This is a genomic window from Synechococcus sp. H70.1 (assembly GCF_047502705.1).
Taxonomy (GTDB): domain Bacteria; phylum Cyanobacteriota; class Cyanobacteriia; order Thermostichales; family Thermostichaceae; genus Thermostichus.
In genome coordinates this window covers 24,771-44,240 of the sequence record NZ_JANSIV010000036.1, presented here as the reverse complement: position 1 = coordinate 44,240, position 19,470 = coordinate 24,771, and the positions used below count along the sequence as shown (strand labels likewise).

The 19,470-nt window shown below is 60.1% G+C and carries 19 protein-coding genes, 1 tRNA gene and 1 pseudogene; 13 read left to right on the top strand and 8 right to left on the bottom strand.

The annotated features are described in order from the left end of the window. Positions 1–107 precede the first annotated feature (107 nt). Positions 108–575 carry a peroxiredoxin family protein gene (locus NW827_RS02735; RefSeq protein WP_414362717.1) on the top strand — a complete coding sequence of 156 codons (468 nt, stop codon included), beginning with the start codon at positions 108–110 and terminating at the stop codon, positions 573–575. On the opposite strand, the gene NW827_RS02730 is transcribed toward NW827_RS02735, so the two are convergent. After that, the gene (locus tag NW827_RS02730) at positions 572–2,977 is read right to left on the bottom strand and encodes a glycoside hydrolase family 31 protein (RefSeq protein ID WP_414503309.1); all 2,406 of its coding nucleotides are present in this window, start codon (positions 2,975–2,977) and stop codon (positions 572–574) included. The two genes, NW827_RS02735 and NW827_RS02730, sit on opposite strands and share 4 nt — an antisense overlap. A gap of 52 nt (positions 2,978–3,029) precedes the next feature. Here NW827_RS02730 and NW827_RS02725 point away from each other — a divergent pair, with 52 nt between their 5' ends. Beyond that, complete coding sequence (locus NW827_RS02725) at positions 3,030–4,289, top strand: PQQ-dependent sugar dehydrogenase (RefSeq protein ID WP_414403731.1); 1,260 nt, start codon at positions 3,030–3,032, stop codon at positions 4,287–4,289. Positions 4,290–4,943: 654 nt separating this feature from the next. Here NW827_RS02725 and NW827_RS02720 read toward each other — a convergent pair. Then, positions 4,944–5,015: transfer RNA gene (locus NW827_RS02720), tRNA-Val, on the bottom strand. Positions 5,016–5,478: 463 nt separating this feature from the next. Then, positions 5,479–5,769 (bottom strand): annotated as a pseudogene (locus NW827_RS02715) (DUF6679 family protein); the annotation flags it as partial. A 186-nt stretch (positions 5,770–5,955) separates the two neighbouring features. On the opposite strand from NW827_RS02715, the gene NW827_RS02710 reads away from it, so the two are divergent. After that, the gene (locus NW827_RS02710) at positions 5,956–6,816 is read left to right on the top strand and encodes a prephenate/arogenate dehydrogenase (RefSeq protein ID WP_414403732.1); all 861 of its coding nucleotides are present in this window, start codon (positions 5,956–5,958) and stop codon (positions 6,814–6,816) included. 31 nt (positions 6,817–6,847) lie between these two features. Here the strand turns inward: NW827_RS02710 and NW827_RS02705 are convergent, their stop codons facing one another. Further along, on the bottom strand, positions 6,848–7,222 hold the full coding sequence (locus tag NW827_RS02705) for a hypothetical protein (RefSeq protein ID WP_414403733.1): 375 nt from the start codon (positions 7,220–7,222) through the stop codon (positions 6,848–6,850). Positions 7,223–7,453: 231 nt separating this feature from the next. Then, the gene (gene rsmH, locus NW827_RS02700; protein WP_414503308.1) at positions 7,454–8,383 is read right to left on the bottom strand and encodes a 16S rRNA (cytosine(1402)-N(4))-methyltransferase RsmH; all 930 of its coding nucleotides are present in this window, start codon (positions 8,381–8,383) and stop codon (positions 7,454–7,456) included. A gap of 315 nt (positions 8,384–8,698) precedes the next feature. Here rsmH and aroA point away from each other — a divergent pair, with 315 nt between their 5' ends. Then, a complete protein-coding gene (aroA, locus tag NW827_RS02695) occupies positions 8,699–10,042 on the top strand; it encodes a 3-phosphoshikimate 1-carboxyvinyltransferase (RefSeq protein WP_414503310.1) in 1,344 nt (447 codons plus the stop codon). Positions 10,043–10,058: 16 nt separating this feature from the next. Continuing rightward, a complete protein-coding gene (locus NW827_RS02690) occupies positions 10,059–10,373 on the top strand; it encodes a TIGR03792 family protein (protein ID WP_414362723.1) in 315 nt (104 codons plus the stop codon). Here the strand turns inward: NW827_RS02690 and NW827_RS02685 are convergent, their stop codons facing one another. Next, a complete protein-coding gene (locus NW827_RS02685; protein WP_414403735.1) occupies positions 10,374–11,147 on the bottom strand; it encodes a DUF502 domain-containing protein in 774 nt (257 codons plus the stop codon). Between the two features lie 268 nt (positions 11,148–11,415). Between NW827_RS02685 and NW827_RS02680 the strand changes: the two genes are divergently transcribed. The 3 genes from NW827_RS02680 (at position 11,416) to NW827_RS02670 (ending at position 14,667) form a co-directional block, all read left to right on the top strand. Next, a complete protein-coding gene (locus NW827_RS02680; RefSeq protein WP_414362725.1) occupies positions 11,416–11,883 on the top strand; it encodes an SRPBCC family protein in 468 nt (155 codons plus the stop codon). A 67-nt stretch (positions 11,884–11,950) separates the two neighbouring features. Next, entirely contained in the window at positions 11,951–12,454 is a 504-nt protein-coding gene (locus NW827_RS02675) for a GNAT family N-acetyltransferase (protein ID WP_414362726.1), read from the top strand. Between the two features lie 107 nt (positions 12,455–12,561). Next, positions 12,562–14,667: a thioredoxin domain-containing protein gene (locus NW827_RS02670; RefSeq protein WP_414362727.1), complete on the top strand. Its 2,106-nt coding sequence runs from the start codon at positions 12,562–12,564 to the stop codon at positions 14,665–14,667. A gap of 7 nt (positions 14,668–14,674) precedes the next feature. On the opposite strand, the gene NW827_RS02665 is transcribed toward NW827_RS02670, so the two are convergent. Continuing rightward, the gene (locus NW827_RS02665; RefSeq protein ID WP_414362728.1) at positions 14,675–15,115 is read right to left on the bottom strand and encodes a Fur family transcriptional regulator; all 441 of its coding nucleotides are present in this window, start codon (positions 15,113–15,115) and stop codon (positions 14,675–14,677) included. A gap of 104 nt (positions 15,116–15,219) precedes the next feature. Here NW827_RS02665 and NW827_RS02660 point away from each other — a divergent pair, with 104 nt between their 5' ends. From NW827_RS02660 to NW827_RS02640, 5 genes are all read left to right on the top strand, one after another. Beyond that, positions 15,220–16,401: a metallophosphoesterase family protein gene (locus NW827_RS02660; RefSeq protein WP_414403737.1), complete on the top strand. Its 1,182-nt coding sequence runs from the start codon at positions 15,220–15,222 to the stop codon at positions 16,399–16,401. A gap of 78 nt (positions 16,402–16,479) precedes the next feature. Further along, entirely contained in the window at positions 16,480–16,956 is a 477-nt protein-coding gene (locus NW827_RS02655; protein WP_414403738.1) for a hypothetical protein, read from the top strand. A 9-nt stretch (positions 16,957–16,965) separates the two neighbouring features. Then, positions 16,966–17,538, top strand: coding sequence for a leucyl/phenylalanyl-tRNA--protein transferase (aat, locus tag NW827_RS02650; protein WP_414403739.1), 573 nt, complete (start codon positions 16,966–16,968; stop codon positions 17,536–17,538). A gap of 81 nt (positions 17,539–17,619) precedes the next feature. Continuing rightward, entirely contained in the window at positions 17,620–17,775 is a 156-nt protein-coding gene (locus NW827_RS02645) for a DUF3285 domain-containing protein (protein ID WP_414503307.1), read from the top strand. A 93-nt stretch (positions 17,776–17,868) separates the two neighbouring features. Continuing rightward, on the top strand, positions 17,869–19,002 hold the full coding sequence (locus NW827_RS02640) for a histidine kinase (RefSeq protein WP_414403741.1): 1,134 nt from the start codon (positions 17,869–17,871) through the stop codon (positions 19,000–19,002). Here NW827_RS02640 and NW827_RS02635 read toward each other — a convergent pair. After that, a complete protein-coding gene (locus NW827_RS02635; protein ID WP_414403742.1) occupies positions 18,989–19,465 on the bottom strand; it encodes a fasciclin domain-containing protein in 477 nt (158 codons plus the stop codon). The genes NW827_RS02640 and NW827_RS02635 overlap by 14 nt on opposite strands. Positions 19,466–19,470: the final 5 nt, after the last annotated feature.

Sequence of the window (19,470 nt, the reverse complement as noted above, 5' to 3'; positions counted from 1 at the left end):
TACCCTATCCCACACCACCCCTCAACGTCAAGTACCCCAAAGCGGGTTTTTTAGAGCAGGCCACCGTTAGACTGGGGAAGTGAGCTCAGAGGGGATCGGACAGCTTTATGAAGATCGAGATTGGAATGCCAGCCCCTGACTTTAGCCTGCCTGCGGTTGGAAAAGGAATTCCCAAGGGAGCCCAGATCTCGCTGGGGGCCTATCGGGGCAAGAGCAAAGTGCTGCTGGCTTTTTACCCAGCGGACTTTTCGCCAGTGTGCACAAGCGAGATGCGCTGTTTCCGGGAGGACTGGGGAGCTTTTCGAGCAGCAGGGTGCGAGATCTTGGGGATCAGCAGTGATCCTGTCTCCAAGCACGAAGCTTTTGCAGAGCAGCTGAAGCTAGAGTTTCCTCTGCTAAGCGATGTGGATAGGAAGGTAAGCCAGCTCTATGGAGTGGACAGTTTTTTGGGGACGCGGCGAGCCTACTTTGTGGTGGACAGCCAAGGGATCCTGCGCTACCAGCATGTGGAGTGGCTGCCTATCTTCAAGCGGGACAACCGCGAGCTCCTGGAGGCAGTGAGGGCGGTTAACTAAGGGCGAGATCTTTCCGAACTGGGCAGGCAGATCTGCTGGGCCTGGCCGCTGTCGGGCAAGAGGAGGGGGGCCTGGCCAAGGGGTTCTAGAATCCAGGTGCGCTCGGGAGGGATCCAGGTGCCCTGGCGGGATCCAATTTCCAGGAGGAGCTGGCTGGCCTGCTGGTGCAGGCGAAAGGTGGTGGTGGCCCAGTGGCCGCCTGAGTAGGCGAGGGTTTGGCCGTCGTCTTCGTAGAGGGTAAAGCTGCCGTCACCGGGGTAGAGTTTAAGGCGCAGTTGGTCACGGCGCAGGTCAGCGGTGGACTGGCAGGGGGGAGCTAAGGGCAGAATAGAGCCGCTGCGCACAAAGAGAGGCAGTTGCTCAAGGGGGGCGGGGGCCAGCACATAGCCAGGGCCGCTGTGGGCTTGGCCTGTCCACCAGTCAAACCAGGTGCCTGCCGGGAGATAGACAGCGCGGCAGCGGACGCCGGGGCGGACGACGGGGGCGGCTAGGAGGGCGGGTCCCAGCAGGGCTTGGTCTGAGATCTCGTAGGTCTGGGGATCGTCGGGGAATTCGTAGAACAGGGGGCGCAGGATGGGGGAGCCGGTTTGACTGGACTCCCAGAAGAGGCTGTAGAGGTAGGGCAACAGTTGATAACGCAGCTGGATGGTCTGCCGAGCAATGGCTTCCACTTCGGGGCCAAAGCCCCAGGGCTCGTGGGGGCGAGTCCCCCGAGCACTGTGGCCGCGCATGAGGGGGTAGAGGAGCCCCATTTGCATCCAGCGGGCAAACAGTTCAGGAGTAGCGTTGCCCCCGAAGCCACCGATGTCGGCGCCGACAAAGCCAACCCCTGACAGGCCCAGGTTGAGGAGCATGGGCAGGGACATCTCCAGGTGTTCCCAGGAGGACTGGTTGTCTCCTGTCCAGACGGCAGCCCAGCGCTGGATCCCGGCAAAGCCGGAGCGGGTAAGGACAAAGGGGCGCTGGTTGGGGCAGAGCTGTTCTAGACCCTCGCGGGAGGCGCGGGCCATCAGGAGGCCATAGAGGTTGTGCACCTCGGCGTGGGTGGTGCGCTCTTCAGGGGGGCCTTGGGGAGCATCGAGGGGGATGTCCACAATTTGACCCCCATCTTCTAAGGGGCGGTCGTAGAGGGCTGGCTCGTTCATGTCGTTCCAGATGCCATCCACACCGGCTTCGGTAAGAACCCGCTGCCAGGATCCCCACCACTGCCGCACTTCGGGGCGTAAAAAATCGGGAAAGAGGACTTTGCCCGGCCAAACATAGCCGTGGAAGAGGTGGCCGTCGGCGCGGCGAATGAAGAAGTCTTGGGCTAGGCCCTCGTCAAAAACGGCGTAGTCGGCTTCGGGATCAAACTTGACGCCGGGATCCACAATGGCCACCACTCGAAAGCCAGCTTCATGCAGCTGGGCCGTGAGGCGGACGGGATCGGGGAAGCGGCGGGGATCCCAGGTGAAGACGCGGTAGCCGCGCATGTAGTCGATATCCAGGTAGATGACATCGCAGGGGATCTGGCGCCGGCGAAATTGCTCGGCAATGTTCTGTACCTGAGCAGCACTGGCGTAGCTCCAGCGGCACTGCTGGTAGCCGAGAGCCCAGAGCGGAGGCAGGGGCATGCGCCCAGTGAGCTGGGTGTAGGTCTGGAGGACCAAAGGGGGGGTAGGGCCGTAAATAAGGTAGTAGTCCAGCTCGGGGGCGCGCACTTCGATGGCCCACTGTTCAGGATCCGCCTGGCCTAGGTCAAACTGGCTCCAGTGGGTGCAGTGGAGGAAGAGGCCGTAGCAGAGGCCAGGGCGGAGGAGCAAGACAAAGGGAATGGCCAGATAGAGGTTGTCACTGTGGGCGTCGTAGCCCCAGGAGTCGCGGGTCCAGTGGCTGTAGCGCCGGCCCCGTTTGTTAAGCAGCCCAGCCCGTTCTCCCAGGCCGTAGATGTGCTCGGCGGGGTGGAGGGATTTAACCAGGCGGATGCTCTCGGATCCCCAACTGAGGCCCCCAGAGATATCGGCGCAGAAGATTTGCCCTTGGGGATCCCGAAAGCTGAAGCGGAGGGGATCCCGGTCGATCTGCAGTTGCACCAGAGAAGTGCTGAGGTGGATTTGGGTGGGGCTTTCCTGCAGCTCAAAAGGAGCCGGCGGCCACTCTTCATCCGCCAAAGCCACATCCCAAGAACGACGGGGCAAGAACTCGCCGCTGGGGCTAAAGCGCAGCCGCAGTAGACGAGGGGTGAGCACCTGCACAGACCAGCAGCCCTGAGTACAGAGGAGACGGATCCCCCTGGGGTGGATCTGGAGTTCCTGCAGGGATCCACAGGTTTGCCTCTGGGGCTGGCCGAAGATCTCGCTAGCTTCCAGCATGATTTGGGGGCAGATGCTGCTCTCAAGGCTAACCCAAGGCCGCAAGGGCATAGGAAACTCCCCACTCTTGTGGGCAGCCAACTCTGCTCCTATCGGTACATCTTTGCTAGAAGAGTTAGAAAAGCAGCAGCAATACCTCAAAATCCATCGCGAAAACAAGGTGGCAATGGCTCTGAGGATCCCGGCGATAAAACTCCTCTCCTTGCTGTTGCTTTTGGGAGGGTTGCCCCTCCCCGCTGCCGTGGGGGCCTACCCGGTCAGCCCGGAAACGGTCATGTCTCTGCAACAGGGGGATCACGCCCAAGCGTTGCCCAGAGCCAAAACGAAGCAGCGCTTTCGGGTGGTGACGTTGGCAACCGGGTTAGAGCATCCCTGGGGGATGGCCTTTCTGCCAGACGGGACAATCCTGGTGACCGAACGTCCAGGCCGCCTGCGCCGAGTTACCGACCAGGGGTTGGATCCCCAGCCCATCGCTGGGGTGCCAGAGGTGTTTGCCCGCGGCCAGGGAGGGCTACTGGATATTGCCTTACACCCCAACTACGAGAAGAATGGCTGGATCTACTTGTCCTATGCGGCCCCTGGGCCAGGCGGCGGGGGGACGCGGGTGGCGCGGGCCCGTCTGAGAGAAAGAGAACTCCAGGATCTGGAAGTGATTTTTGACATGGAGCGCAAAACCCCTGCCCAACAGCACTTCGGCTCCCGCCTGGCCTTTGACGAAGAAGGATTTCTCTACATCAGCACCGGCGACCGCGGCGAGCGGGATCGGGCCCAGGATCTGGGGGATGCTGCCGGCAAGGTGTTGCGCGTTACGGATACAGGCGGGATCCCGCCAGACAACCCCTTTGTTGGAAAAGCAGGGGCTTTGCCGCAAATTTTTACCTATGGCCACCGCAACATTCAGGGAATGGTTCGCCACCCCAAGACAGGGGCGATTTGGACACACGAACATGGGCCGCAGGGTGGGGACGAAATCAACATCTTGGCCCCTGGCGTTAACTACGGCTGGCCTTTGATTAGCCACGGCCGCGAGTACAGCGGCGAACCAGTGGGCAAGGGACTAGCAGCAGCTCCTGGATTGGCCTCGCCGCTGCTGCACTGGACGCCCTCCATTGCCCCTTCTGGCATGGCCTTTTACACGGGAGATGTCTTTCCTGAGTGGCGGGGCAATCTCTTTGTGGGAGCGCTGGCCGGTCAGCATTTGGCACGCCTGGTTTTGGAGGGGAATCGCGTGGTGGCAGAAGAGCGCCTGCTGGAGGGGGCGGTGGGTCGCATCCGGGATGTGCGCCAGGGCCCGGATGGCTTGCTCTACTTATTGACCGATGCCCCTAACGGATCCCTGTTGCGCTTGGAGCCAAGCTCTTGATTGGGGTTAACCTACATGGCCTTAGTCCTGTGGGATTAGCCCTAGCAGCGTTTCCTAACTCCCACTGCTGCTACTACAAGAACTTGACCTCTTGCTCGATGGGGAGTGGCTCTCCTGCTCGGGCATCTGTATTGTGGCAGGCAAAGCATTCCTCTGGAGTTAGCCTAATAACCTGCCTGGGGCCGTTCTTAGCTCCTTAGTCGGGATCAAAACAATTTTGCCATTGGGGGCCTTGCGCTTGTGTTTTTCGCCGGTGAAGGTCCTGACAACGCAGGATGTTGGATAGGATTTGCTGTTTTGGAGCTTAGCTTTTAGAAGCGCTCTCTGGTAGGGGCTGTATCCAAAGATCCACTTACCCTTGGAAAATTTGAGATCAAATGCTTGACTTCAAATTCTGCTGTAAAAGGTGATAATCGATGTCTTAACTTTGTAGGCTCCCGTTGTCTCCTCTAAGTAAAAAACTCGCCGGCAGCCAATGCTTGGGGAGGGTTGGTGAAAGGACTCATGAAGCATCTCCTGGCTTTTGGCTACAGGTAGGGGAGCCCTTTAGCTGCCTTACCTAGGCCAAAGCACTTGCCCAAGGAAGCTGCCTGCTGCCAACCGGCTAGAGACTCTGCTTGAAGGGTAGGGAGCTAGGCGGTGGAGGAACTGAAATGGGCGGTACAAGATTCGAACTTGTGGCCCCTTCCGTGTGAAGGAAGTGCGCTACCTCTGCGCTAACCGCCCTTGCTTTTCCAGGCCTTACCAAGGCTAGCCTTCATTATACCACCGCTGCCCCAAGAACTCACAGCGGGGGAACAAAGGCCACCGGGTCAAGAGGCAGTTGCTTGGCCAGTTGACTTGCCAGGGGAAGATTAGCCTGCACAGTGGGCAAGTTCGACTAGAGCTGCGCCTAGAGGAGCTCTACAGCCCCCTCGCCGTTGATCCCTGCCGAGCATGCCCTCTGGCAGAAGGGCTTCTGCGTTGGGAAGACTTCAGCTTAGTCGTGGTTACTCTCCCGCTGACCCTCTGGGTCATTGCGGCAACGGTCTACCCGTTTGAGGTCTTCTCCGTTCAAGCGAAGCGGCAGCAGAGACTCCATTTCGCTCTCGCGAAGGGCAGAGGCTTCCCGATCCGGCTCTTCCCCAAGGCGCTCGCCGCTAGCACGCTCTTCGTCGAGGGGCTCTGTGACGCGAGGGGGGGCTGGCAAATGGAGGAGCTCAGCAGGAGGGCACTCTTCGGCTGTGGGTAAATCAGAAGTGCTATGCACTCCTTTTGGGATGGTGGAAAGGCGCTGAGCAACAGCCCCAATGCTCTCCAAACGAATCATCTCCTCCCAGGAGCAAATCTCCTCTTCATCCTCTGTTTCGTAGCGAACCAGGATAGTGTCCCCCTCGATATCGAGGATCTTGGCTCGCTCCAGCCAGCGTCCCTGATCGCGCAGGTAGATCCACACCTCCTTGCCTTCGCGGCTGAGTTGATAGATCCTACGATGAAGCACGGTCCCCTCCTGAGACGAAAGATGCGGGCGAACTGTTTTATGGGGGTTACCCAGTTCACCCTTCCATCTTAGCGGCTGGATCCCTCCCCTGTAGGTCCTTCATGGGGCAGAATTGATTTTTTGAGGTGAAGAAATCCCAAAAGGTAGTCTCCCCCTGCTGCAAAGCCTTGACCTCCTGGAGACCGCATGCGCATTGCCATCGTCGGGTTGGGACTGATCGGCGGATCTCTAGCCCTCAAGCTTACCGAGGAGGGGTACTCCGTTTGGGGGATCAGCCGCAACCCGGTTACCTGCCAAAGGGCGCTGGAACGAGGAGCCGTTCAGGGCTGCGGAACCGAGGTGGCGCAGCTGACGCTTTTCAATCCTCAGGTGGTGGTGATCTGTACCCCCCTGGAGCACGTGTTGGCCACCCTGGAGGCCCTGGTGCCCCATCTATCACCCCAGACAGTGGTGAGCGATGTCGGCTCAGTCAAGCAGCCAATTGTTGGGCCGGCAACGGCGCTATGGCCCCTATTCGTGGGGGGGCACCCCATGGCGGGCAAGACGTTGCAAGGGATCCAGGCGGCGGAGGCTAACTTGTTTCTGGGGCGACCCTATGTGCTTACTCCTATTCCCCAGACGCAGCCCCAAGCTCTTACTGTGATGCAGGAGCTAGTGGCAGCAGTAGGTGCCAAAGTTGTCCTTGCTGATCCTGTCCGTCACGATCAGGCAGTGGCCTGGATTAGCCATCTGCCGGTTATGGTAGGGGCTGGCCTAATTGCTGCCGTCAGCCAAGAGGAGGACCAGGAGGTTCTAGCCCTAGCCCGCACCTTGGCCAGCAGTGGCTTTCGCGATACCAGTCGGGTTGGCGGTGGGGTGCCCCAGTTAGGCCTGGAGATGGCCCGTTACAACCGGCAGGCCCTGCTGGCTGCTCTAGGCAGCTACCAGGCTGAGTTGGAGACCATGAAGCAGCTCATTGAGGACGAACAGTGGGAAGAGCTGCTACAGAGGCTGCAGCGAATCCGCCAGGAATGGCAGCAGTTTCCCGTGAATCAAGCGGCGCCCTAAAGGTCTAGCTGCAGCTGTTGCAACCGATTGCTCAATACCCAACTGGATAAAAGGGCCTAGCTGGTTGAGAGGTATTCTGACGCTGCCCAGAAGCTGGGCTAGGGGGAGCGATGGGAACCTCGATCATCCGCTCCGGCACCAGAGGAACCATCTCGGAGCGCTCGGCAATCTCTCGCAGAGAATTGGCGATGGATTCTTGAGTGAGGAGAAACTGCTGCTCATGGCGTTGTAGCCGCTGCCAAACCTGGTAGCGCTGGCTCCATTGGCTTTGGGTATGCACTGTCCAACTATAGACACTCAGCACCGCTAGCCCTGAGGCAATGGCAAGGCCAGTAGAGGTCCGGTGCCACCATAGGAGATGCTCTTTCCAGGTGAGCTCCCAGCGGCGGGGATGGGCTGGTTTCAAGGGCTGAGGGGAGCTGTCTTGGTAAGCAGCAGGGGACAGAGCTCTCTGGGAGGGAGGGTAGGGAACCAAAGTCGCAGCTTGGGCCTGCCAGAGAGAGCTGAGACCACGGTTTGGGTTCAAAGGTTGGCTGAGCATAGGGTCTACCCCTCACCTACCAAGCACTTACTGATCCCTCGGCCCTACTCTATCCGATCCCTGCGCCGAGTGCCCCCAAGGGTGCAGGGCACCTACCTAACTGCTGCGGGCGGCCACGCGCAGCTTGGCAGAACGGGCCCGGGGATTGTGGAGCTTTTCCTCCTGCGAAGGGCACAAGGGTTTAGGGGTGAGCACCTGCCAGCGGGGATCCGTGCGGAAGGCCCATTTCACTAGGCGATCTTCCAGGCTGTGGAAGCTGATTACAGCCAATCTGCCGCCGGGTTTTAGCCAATTGGGAGCCTGGGCCAGCAGGGTTTCTAGGGCCTCCAGCTCTCGGTTGACGGCAATGCGCAGGGCCTGGAAGACTCGCGTGGCTGGATGGATGCGACCTCGCCGCGCTGCCGGCGGCACCGCCTGCCAGACCACCTGAGCCAGTTGGGTGGTGGTAAAAAGGGGGCGGGAGCGTTCGATGTGGTGGGCAATGCGGCGGGCAAAGCGCTCCTCGCCATAGCGGATAAAGATGTCAATCAAGTCTTCGACTGGCCGGCAATTGACCCAATCGGCGGCCGTTTCCTGACTGGCGGTGGGATCCATGCGCATATCCAGCGGCCCCTCGGCGCGAAAGCTAAAGCCCCGCTCGGGGCAGTCCAGTTGGGGCGAGCTCACCCCCAGGTCGGCCACGATGCCATCGAAAGGGATCCCCTGCCCTTGTTCATCCCGGAAGCCGTGCCGCTGCAGATCAAAATCAGCGAAGTTGAGGTGCCAAAGCTGAATGCGCTCCTGGGGGATCCCTGCTGCAGCCAAGCGCGCCCGAGCCGCCTCCAGAGCCATCGGATCCCGATCCAGCCCCACCACGCGCTCTGCTCCCTTCTGCAGCAGCGCCAAACTATGTCCACCGCCACCTAACGTCACGTCCAAAAAGGTGCCACCCTGCTGAGGGTGCAGGTAGGCCACCACTGCCTCCGTCAAAACGGACTCGTGGTGGTACAGCGGCATTTCCTCAAGCTGAGCTCTTGCCAAGTCCATAGGTGCAGGGGGTGGCTTTGCTTCTTTCCCCGCCCAACGGGCTAGCTTTACCCCTTGCAGGATCGGTAGGGAACTCTAGTACCATCAAACGCTAGCATTCACAACATAAGGGCTTGCAAAAAAAGGCCGAGGCCAGGCCCCGACCGAGGAATCCATGTTGTTAAGCCCATCCTCGGGGATAGGCTCGGCTGCCGTCAAAAGACGGGCTGTCTTCCAGGAGTTCAGGATCCATCCTCTGCGGGCAAGGCCGACCGCCGGCAAGAGCAGGGCGGGTTTCAGCCTAACGTATGATTAAGACGGCTTTTGTCTTTGTCTATTGTCACGGCTGCTGTGCTGACCACTGCTTCTTCTGCCGACCTCCTGACGCTCTCGCCCGCCCGCGGCCTGCGCGGTCAAGTAAACATCCCCGGCGATAAGTCCATTTCCCACCGCGCCCTAATGCTGGGATCCATAGCGGAAGGGGAAACCGTCATTCGCGGGCTGCTGCTGGGGGAGGATCCCCGCAGTACAGCAGCTTGCTTTCGGGCTTTGGGAGTCGAGATCCCCGAGCTTAACAGCGAATGTGTGCGCATCCGGGGGGTGGGCTTGGACGGCCTGCAAGAGCCAGCAGAGGTGTTGGATGCCGGCAATTCTGGCACCACCTTGCGCCTAATGCTGGGGATCCTAGCCGGCCAGAGGGGCCGCTTTTTTGCTGTTACTGGGGATCGCTCCCTGCGCTCGCGGCCCATGGGACGGGTGGTGGAGCCGCTGCGGCAGATGGGGGCTAGCATTTGGGGGCGGGCGGGGGGCACCTTGGCGCCCTTGGCGGTGCAGGGGGGATCCCTAAAGGGGATCCATTACCACTCGCCGGTGGCCTCGGCCCAGGTAAAATCCTGCCTGCTGCTAGCGGGCCTTTTGGCAGAAGGCACCACGCAAGTTACAGAGCCGGCCCTTTCCCGCGACCACTCGGAGCGGATGCTACGGGCCTTTGGTGCCGAGATCCACGTGGATACGGCGGCGAAAACCGTGGCTGTGGTGGGAGGATCCCGCCTGGTGGGCCAGACAGTTCAGGTGCCAGGGGACATCAGCTCGGCAGCCTTTTGGCTGGTGGCCGCCTCGATTGTGCCGGAGAGCGAATTGCTGCTGCGGGACGTGGGCCTCAATCCCACCCGCACCGGCGTGCTGCAGGTGTTGCAGGAGATGGGGGCCGATATTTCCATTGAAAACCGCCGGGAAGTTGCAGGTGAACCCCTGGGGGATCTGCGGGTGCGCTCGGCTCGCTTGCGGGGCTGCAGCATTGGTGGCGATCTCATTCCCACGCTAATCGACGAGATCCCGGTTTTGGCCGTGGCGGCGGCCTTTGCCGAGGGGATCACGGTCATTCGCGATGCGGCAGAGCTGCGGGTCAAAGAGAGCGACCGCTTGGCAGCTATGGCCCAGGAGCTGAGCCGGATGGGCGCTCAGGTTACTGAGTATCCCGACGGCCTGGAAATTCGAGGGGGGATCCCTCTGCAGGGGACCGAGGTGGACAGCCACGCCGACCACCGCATCGCTATGAGTCTCATGGTGGCTGCCCTAGCTGCCCAGGGATCTACTACTCTCCGAGGGGCTGACTGTGCCCGCATTTCCTACCCTGACTTCATCCCTACCCTGCAACGCCTCACCGCCTCAACCTCCTAGGATGTCCCTCTCGCCTGTGACCATCGAGCACCTCTGCTTCCGGGTTCCTCCTGGGGGGCAGCAGGCCTTTATCCTCCAGGACGAGCGGGTTTGGGGACCTGCCCTGCGCCAACAGCCAGGTTTTTTGGGCAAGGAAGTCTGGCTGGATGCAGAAGATCCTCACCTTATTCACCTAATTATCCGCTGGGCCAGCCGCGCCGACTGGAAGGCCTTTCCTCCTGACCAAGTGGAGGCGTTGGATCGGCAGATGCAGCCTTTCTATGTACGCCTGGAGCAGGCTAAGGAGTACCACCTCTGGCAGGCCGACCCCTCTAGCCAGGAACACCCTTGATCACGGGAGCCCTTGCGCCTCTAGGCCCGACTCCCTAGCTGCCGAGTCGAGCCGCCCCAATTCTGCCGCCCGCTCCTGTTCCACCAGCTCCCGCAAACTGGGCATGGCTACTGCCAGAGCTTCCCGCCGTTTGAGCCCTGCTTCAAAAGTTTCGGGGGTTACAATCCCGCCGGAAATCAGCATCTTGAAGGCATCTTCCACTGGCATGAGCACCTCCACCACCTGATCCTCCGGCACAATCGCATACCAGCCAGTGGTTGGGTTGGGGGTGGTGGGGATAAACACGCTAAGGGAACGCGGCGGCCCGTCCGGTCGAAGGGGAGTTTGAATGATGCCCGTTACAAAAGCCAAAGCCCAGATCCCTGGCCGGGGGTATTCCACCAGCACCACCCGTCGAAAACCCTGGTTGTTGGGGGCAAATAAGACGCTGAGCAATTGCTTGAGGGTCTTGTAGACCAGCCCCGCCACCGGGATGGCATGGAGCAACTGCTCGCTTAGGTTGAGCAGCCACTGACCGACAATGTTGCGGGCCATAAAGCCAATCAACAAAATGAGCAGGATTGGCGTCACCAAGCCCACTGCTAGGTTGATGAGGTTAATCAGAATGGGGTGCAGCCCTTGGATGGGGTTAAACGGCTTAGGAATGCTGGTTAGAAAGCCAATGCTCCAGGTGGCCACTTCCACCATCAGCCAAATGGTGGTGGCCAGAGGGATCACCACCAGCAGCCCTGCCACAAAGTAGTTTTTAAGATGCTGTTTCCATTGAGAAACCATGGCAAGGTCGTCCCGTCAAGGTAAATAAGAGTTGGGTGCACCGGGCTGATGCAAGTGAAGCTTGCAGATGGCAACCATGATACCCCCCTTCTGCCTCACCTTATGGGCATCAGCCCCACTCTGCCTGGTCAAAGGCGCATAGACCCAAGGTGGGCTGATAATGTTATCTTAGGCCGGTATAAAATTTTGTAAAGGCAGGGATCCCCCCAGCGGCTGGGTGGCCAGGGCAAAGGGGGGGGTTCTCCTTTCTACTTGTTTGGGAGGCCCCATGGCAGAGTTAGATTGGCTAGAGCACACCTGTCAGGTAGAGGTGCCGCTTCCCATTGAACAGGTTTGGGATCTGTGGTCCAACCTGGCCCTGATGCCGCGTTGGATGCGGTGGATCCGCTCGGTGGAAGTGCTGGATCACGACCTATCGCGGTGGACGCTAGATACGCGCGGCCTCACCTTCAGTTGGATCTCCCGCACCCAGACGGTGGTGAAACACCAACACATTGCCTGGCAATCGGTGGAAGGGCTGCCCAATCGGGGGGCACTGCGGTTTTATGATCGCAAGGGCAGCACCATTGTGAAGTTGTCAGTGGCCTACAAGATCCCCGGCATTCTTGGCAAGATTCTAGACGGCTTGTTTGTGGGTAAAGTAGTGGAGAACACCCTCCAGGCCGACTTGGAGCGCTTCAAGGTCTATGCCTTGGAGCAGGCAAGATTAAGAGCCGACGGCGCCTCGGTCAGCTAGCTCCGGTCTTCTGCTGGACAACTCCTGGACTCCTTGTCGACTTTTGCGGCTGCAAAGGCCTTGATCCATGTCTGATCCCCCTCCTGAGCCTCTGGTTGCTCCTCCTCCTCGACCTGTGGACAACCGCAACATTCGCTTCTCCCTAGAGCGGGGCGATCTGGATTTGGATCAGCTCCTGCTGCTGTTGAACCGCAATGCCTTTTGGGCGCAAAATCGCCGTCGGGAAGAGATGGAGCGGGCCCTTGCCCACAGCTATCCAGTGGTCAGCGCCTGGGACAGGGAGCGCCTGATTGGCTTTGGCCGCGCCACCTCGGATGGGGTTTACCGAGCCGTTCTTTGGGATATCGTGGTGGATTCTGACTACCAACGCCAAGGCATTGGGCGCAAGCTGGTGGAAACCCTGATCAGCCATCCCCACCTACGGGCTGTGGAACGCATCTACCTATTTACTACCCATCAGCGCGGCTTTTACGAGCGCATTGGCTTTGTGGAAAACCCCAGCACCACTTTGGTTCTGTATGGGCGATCCCTGGAGTTGCTGCTGCCGACTGCCGAACAGGCGCAGGCCTGAGGGGGGATCCCTTAGGCAAGAGTGTATCCTGAACAACAGTCGGTCGAGTCGGTCGGCCCAGCCTCCGGAGGAGGACGCGCTAGCCTAAAACCAAAAGGGGGGTATCTATGGCCAATCGCCTTGCTACCTGTTCCAGCCTCTACCTGCGCAAGCACGCCAATAACCCAGTAGATTGGTGGCCTTGGATCCCGGAGGCGCTGGAGAGGGCCCGCGCTGAGGATAAGCCCATTTTCCTGTCCATTGGCTATTCCAGTTGCCACTGGTGCACGGTCATGGAGGGGGAAGCCTTTTCCGACCCGGAGATTGCCGCCTTCTTGAATGCCCACTTTTTGCCCATCAAGGTGGATCGCGAGGAGCGGCCCGATCTGGACAGCATCTACATGCAGGCGCTGCAACTCATGAGCGGGCAGGGAGGGTGGCCCCTCAATGTCTTTCTCACCCCCAACGACCTGGTGCCGTTCTACGCAGGCACCTATTTTCCGGTGGAGCCCCGCTTTGGCCGTCCGGGGTTTCTAACGGTGCTGCAGCGCGTCCTGCAGTTCTACCGCCAGGAAAAAGACAAGCTCGAGGAGATGAAGGGCCAGATTTTGACGGCCCTGACCACCCTCAGCGATCTGGTGCCGCAAGACCACCTTCCCCCAGACTTGCTGCGCTCTGGGATCGCCAAGATCCAGCCCTTGCTAACCAATGCTGGGGCGGTGCAGCAGTTCCCCATGATGCCCTATGCCCAGTTGGTGCTGCGCTCGGCTCGCTTTGACTTGCCGGAAGGGATCCCTGGCTCGCCGACCGCCCTGGAACGGGCCAAAGAGCGGGCAATGGCGCTGGTGTTGGGAGGGATCTTCGACCATGTGGCTGGTGGCTTTCACCGCTACACCGTGGATCCCACCTGGACGGTGCCCCACTTTGAAAAGATGCTCTACGACAACGGACAGATCCTGGAGTTTCTCTCCGAGCTGTGGGCCTACGGGATCCAAGATGCCGCCATCGAGCGGGCGGTGCGCCTGACGGTGGAATGGGTGGCGCGGGAGATGACTGCCCCTGCTGGGTATTTCTATGCCGCCCAGGATGCCGACAGCTTTGCCCGAGCAGAAGACGAGGAGCCGGAGGAGGGCGAGTTCTACGTCTGGCGCTGGCAGGAGCTACAGGAGCTGCTCGAGGAAGAAACCTTCCGCGCCCTGCAGCAGGCTTTCTTCCTGTCTCCAGGGGGCAATTTTCCCGACCGGCCTGGCTGCATTGTCCTGCAGCGCCAACAGGGAGGAGAACTGCCGCCGGACGTGGAAACGGCTTTGACGACCCACTTGTTTCGAGCCCGCTACGGCTCCCCAGAGCGGAGAACCCCCTTCCCGCCCGCGGTAGATGCCCGCTCGGCCCGCCAACGCTCTTGGCCGGGGCGGATCCCACCTGTTACGGACACCAAGATGATTGTCTCCTGGAACGGCCTGATGATCTCTGGACTGGCGCGGGCCTACCAGGTGTTTGGCAACGAGGACTATCGCCAACTGGCTGTGGGGGCTGCGCAATTTATCCTCAACCACCAGCGCCACCCCGAGACGGGATCCCTGCAGCGGTTAAACTACGACGGCACACCTCAGGTGCCCGCCAAATCGGAAGACTACGCCCTGTTCATCAAGGCCCTGTTGGATCTGCACCAGGCCTGCCTGGGTAGAGCAGGGGATCCCAGTTCCCAGCAGTGGCTGGAGGCTGCCATCCGGCTGCAGCAGGAGATGGACACGCAACTGTGGGATAAAGCCAAAGGGGGCTACTTTGTCAGTGATGCCCAGAGCGCCGCTGAACTGTTGGTGCGGGAGAAGGACTTTCAGGACAACGCCATGCCCTCAGCCAACGGCGTGGCCATCGCCAACCTGGTGCGTCTGGCCGCCCTCACGGGCAATCTGGACTATCTGGAGCAAGCAGAGCAAGCCCTGAAAACCTTTGCCCAGCTCATGAGTACCCAGCCACGCGTCTGTCCCACTCTATTCGTTGGGCTGGACTGGTACAGCAACTGGGTGAAGGCGACCCTAAGAGCTGAGCACATCCCCACCTTCCAGCAGCGCCCCTGGCCCACTACCGTCTTTGCTTTGCCCACAGAAGCAGAACCCCTGCCCCCAGGGGCGGAAGGCCTAGTGTGTTGGGGCAGCAAGTGCCTGGCTCCGGCCAGCTCGCTGGAACAAATCCACTCCCAGATTAGCAAGGGCCAAAACCGCTCCTACTGACCTGGGTTTAGCCTTCTGCGTGGCTCTTCCCCGGATTTTCCACCCCAAAAAACTCAATGCGATAGCTGTGGATGCGGGTGCCGGTCTTTTGCTCCACTTCCGCCAGCAGCTCCGGTGGCAACTCCACCTCGACGTCGAGAATGCGGTTGCTATCTAGGCAATTGACATGGCTGTGGGGATGGGTACGATTGCCATAGCGGCGCCCATCGGCCCGCTCCAGGCACTCAATGATGTTGTGGCTGGCCAGAGCCTCCAGGTTTTGATAGACGGAGGTGTGGCCAATGGGCTTACCCTGCCGATTAAGACGGTCGTAGATTTCTCGCGCAGAGAGGTGCTCGCCACATTGCCACAAAAGTTCCAAGATGTAGCGGCGCTGCCGGCTTAGGCGGAGATTGCACTCACGGCAGCGCTCAAAGGCTGCTTCCAAAGAATCCACAGGACGAGGCATGGGAAGTTGCAACTCATGCTGAGTCCGAGGGGGGACATTGCCCACTCCGCCCAAGGTAACACACTTTACGAGTACACTACCGCTGGAGGGGGAGGAAAAGCAGGATGCGGCGGCGCAAGATACTCCTGGGCTTGCTGGGGTTGGCTAGCAGCGCTGGCTTGGCAGGGGCCTACTGGGCCAGCCGGCAGCCCCTGGCTTCCCAGCCAAGTTCAGGAAGGGGTGCACCGCCTCCACCCCCTCAACCCACCCCTACTCTTGTCCCCCATCCTGAAGCGCCTCGAGGCCTCTACCTTCCTCCCCGCCGGGACCTACGCCTGCTGGTGATTAGCGACCTAAACGGCATCTACGGCTCGCTGGATTACGACCCGGAGGTGGATCGGGCTATCCGCCTCATCCCCTACTTCCAGCCAGATATGGTCTTGGGGGGGGGAGACATGGTGGCCGGGCAGGATCCCCGCCTTTCCGAAGAGCGCATCCGCGCCATGTGGGCAGCCTTTGACCGACATGTGGCCGGCCCGCTGCGCGCTGCCAAGCTGCCCTACGGCTTTACCTTGGGCAACCACGATGCCTCCTGTGCCCGGGGCAGCCGCGGCGATCTTCTCTTTCAGAAGGAACGGGATCTGGCCCGCGAGTTCTGGAACGATCCAGCCCATGATCCCGGCTTGAATTTTGTGGATCGGGGCGATTTCCCCTTCTACTACACCTTTGAACAAGGGGGGGTTTTCTACCTCGTTTGGGACGCTACCTGCAACTCCATTCCCCCCGAACAGATGGCTTGGGTGGAAGCAGCGCTAGCCAGCGAGCGGGCTCAGCAGGCCAAACTACGCATCGTAATTGGCCACCTGCCCCTCTATGCCGTTGCCGTCGGGCGCGACAATCCGGGAGAGGTGCTGCTAGAGGCTGAGGCCAAACGAGCTCTGCTGGAAAAGTACCGTGTCCACACTTACATCAGTGGCCACCACCACGCCTACTATCCTGGCCACAAAGGGCAATTGCAGCTGCTTCACTGTGGCCTTCTCGGCTCTGGACCCCGCCCTCTGCTGGGCAGCTCCCTGCCACCCCGCAAAACCCTGACCCTCATCGATATTGACTTCGCCTCCCCAGAGATTACCCACTACACCACCTACGACATGCGGGATCTCAGCGTAATCAACCAGGCCGAGCTACCTCGCTTTCTCACCGGTCACAATGGCTTGGTGCTGCGCCGCGACGTCAGTTGGGACAGCCTCACCCCCGCGGAAATCGCCACCTGCCGAGCTCGTCTTGGACCCCTCTGCCGCAATTAGGCCCGCCAAACAGCCCCTAGCCTCTCAGGGGCTCCTCTAAACTAGTTGCAGGAGCGGCTCATCCTGGAAAAACCGTGAATGGCTCCCCTCAAACGACGGCGGCAATTTTGGCTTATTAGCTGGATGGCCCTTCTGGCAGGGTTGATGGGATCCCTGCTAACTGGAGTACAAGCGCAGCAGGATCTCACCCCGACCCAGCTGCAGCAGGCCCAGTATGTGCGCAGCTGCGGCACCTGCCATGTGGCGCTGCCTGCTCAAGTGTTGCCCACTGAAAGCTGGCAGCAGCTGCTGCAGGATCCCGACCACTACGGCCAGCAGATCCAGCCTTTGACGGGTGTGGCTTTCCAACTGGCTTGGGGCTATTTGCAGCCCAACTCTCGTCCCCTGCGGCAGGGGGAGTCAGTGCCTTATCGCCTTGCTGAGTCTCGCTACTTCCGGGCTTTGCACCTGCAAGTGGACTTTCCTACGCCGGTGCGAGTAAGCAGCTGCGTGGAGTGTCACCCCAAGGTCGAGGCGGGGGATTTCGCCAGCGTCTCGCCGGAATGGCAATCTTGAGAGAGGCCCATGGACATAGGCGCTATTTTGGCGGGATATGCCCAGGGCTACTTCCTAATGGCGGACGAAGAAACGGGTTCCCTAGGGTGGTATGGCACCGAGCAGCACGCCCTGATCCCGCTGGACGAGCGGTTCCACTGTCCCCGTTCCCTGCGGCCTTTGGTGCGCGGCGGTCGCTTTCAGGTGCGCATCAACCGTGCTTTTGAGCAGGTGGTGGAGGGCTGCGCTGCTCGTCCGAAAACCTGGATTAGCCCGCAGTTAAAGCAGATCTACCTTGCCCTGCACCGGGCGGGGTTTGCCCACAGCTTTGAAACCTGGCAGGGAGACACCTTAGCAGGCGGGATCCTGGGCATTGCTTTGGGGGCGGCCTTTATCGGCGAATCGATGTTTTACCGCATTCCCAACGCCTCGAAGGTGGCACTGGTGAAGTTGGTGGAACACCTGCGGGAGCGGGGCTTTCGCCTCTTTGACGCCCAGTTGATGAACCCGCACCTGGCCCGCTTTGGGGCTTTTCTTATGGATGGCCAGGAGTACCGCCAGCTGCTGCGGCAGTGCCTGGGGATCCCTTGCCGGTTTGATTGAGCTGGCAACCCACCGCTGTATGAACAGGGTCAGCTTGAGCTAGGTTAAAGGTAGTGTCGAGCTTGCGTTCCCGACCTCCTAATGTCGCAGCCTTCGCCAGTCAGCCCCCCGCCCAGCTACGTTCGCCTGGCCATGCGCCACATGGTGCGCAAAGGCAGAACTTCCCTCCTGCACTTTAGCTTGACAACGGTGGGGCTGTTGGCCGTGCTAGTGGGGCTGGCCTACCTATTTCGCTAAGTTCGACGACGTGGACAGTGAGTTGCTTTAGGCTTCGGTAAGTCTTGTCCGCTGCCATTGCTGCTGAAGCCCCCACCCCTTGGATTTTGGCCTATGCAAACCTCGCTGGATCGCACTTCCACCCATTCCACCATTCGGCTGCTGCTGTTTGCCCAGGGCCGAGCCAACGTCGAAGAACTGGCAGAGCAACTGCGTCGGCACATCCAGAGCTTACCTGGCCAATATCCTGCCCATCTAAAAGTGGTGCCGCTGGAAGAGCACCCCTACCTGGCAGAGCACTACAAGCTGGTGGTGACCCCTGCTTTGGTGAAGGCAGAGCCCTTGCCAGCCCAGGTTTTGGCAGGGGAAGACTTGGCAACCCAACTGGAAGTGTGGTGGCCTCGCTGGCAGGGTCAGGCGGCTCTTGCCTCCCACCAGCAAAACTCAGGTCAGGATCCCGCCCCTCCCCCCACCACGGAGGCTCTGCTCCAGATGTCAGAGGAGGTCTTCCTGCTGCGGCAGGAGCGGGCCCAGTTGCGGGAACAGCTGGATTTTAAAGACCGCGTTCTGGCAATGCTGGTCCACGATTTGCGCAGTCCTCTGACGGCTACAGCCCTGGCGGTGGAAACCCTACAGCAGGGACGGGAGGGATCCCTGGACAAGGCAGTGGAGCGGCAGCTGTTCGAGCATGCCCGCCAGCAATTGCGCAAGATGGACAGCATGATTACCGATATCCTTGAATCGGCCCGCGGCAGTGCCTCGCAGCTGCGGATTCGAGCCGTGGAAACTCAGCTGGCCAGCTTGTGCCAGCCAGTGATTGAGGAGCTCCTGCCCCGCATCCAAGCCAAGCAGTTGCAGTTTCAAGCCGATATTCCCCTAGATCTGCCCACGGTTCACGTGGATCCCGACAAAATCCGCCAGGTGATTTTCAACCTTCTGGACAACGCCATCAAGTACACCCCTGCCGAGGGATCCATTCGCCTTACCATCCTCCACCGCACCAGTCACAAGATCCAGGTAACCGTCAGCGACACCGGACCCGGGATCCCAGAAGCCGACCAGGAGAAGATCTTCTCTGACGCCGTGCGTCTAGAGCGAGATCAGCAGCAGGAAGGCTATGGCATTGGCCTTTCCCTCTGCCGCCGCATTGTGCGTGCCCACTATGGTCAAATCTGGGTGGAATCTATCCCCGGCAAGGGCAGCAGTTTTCACTTCACCTTGCCGGTCTACCGCCTCAGCGGGCACTAACTGACCGCCTCTGCCTAATCTGGGGATCGGCACTGGCTAGAAGCGGCCAGAACCAGTGGGGCCGCATGAGGATGACTGTGTCAATGACGTGAATAATGCCGTTGTCGGCTTCGATGTCTGCCTGGATAACGGTGGCATTGTTCACTTCAAACACGTCCCCTTCGATAAACACGTCGATGGGGGATCCCTCTACAGATCCTACACTTTGGTAGTTGGCCAAATCTGCCTTCTTCAAGCGACCGGGCACCACGTGGTAACACAGGATCCGAGTCAATTGGGGAATATTTTGCACCAGAGTGGTAATGGTGGCAGGGGGCAACTTGGCAAAAGCTGCATCGGTGGGAGCAAAAACGGTAAAAGGGCCAGGGCCTTTCAGGGTCTCTACCAAATTTGCCGCTTTCACAGCTGTAACCAAGGTGGAAAAACCTTCAGTAGAGACTGCAATATCGATAATATCAGGCATGGTCC